Source organism: Candidatus Hydrogenedentota bacterium (assembly GCA_016791475.1).
In the GTDB taxonomy this organism is placed as follows: Bacteria; Hydrogenedentota; Hydrogenedentia; order Hydrogenedentales; family JAEUWI01; genus JAEUWI01.
Map to the genome: position 1 here is coordinate 1 of JAEUWI010000418.1, position 279 is coordinate 279.

The 279-nt window shown below is 66.3% G+C and carries 1 protein-coding gene; it reads left to right on the forward strand.

The annotated features are described in order from the left end of the window. On the forward strand, positions 1–279 hold a 279-nt coding region (locus tag JNK74_30015; GenBank protein ID MBL7650406.1), incomplete at both ends, for a hypothetical protein.

A 279-nucleotide genomic window follows, 5' to 3' on the forward strand; every position in this document is an offset into this window, starting at 1 on the left:
CAAGTGCCTCGCGGCACTCGGCGTCGATGCCCCGCAGCATTTCGTTACGGGCCCCGATGAGCCCGCCGTTCCCCCGCCTACTCCGGAGGAACTCCAACCCCTCTTCCCCCAACTCGAAATCCTGCGGCTCATCGGCCAGGGCGGCATGGGCGCTGTCTACGAAGCGCGTCAGAAGGGCCTCAACAGGAAGGTCGCTCTGAAGATCCTCTGGGTGCGGGCAGATGCCGACTCGGACTTCGAGGATCGTTTCGCCCGGGAAGGCCGGGCGCTGGCTCAGCT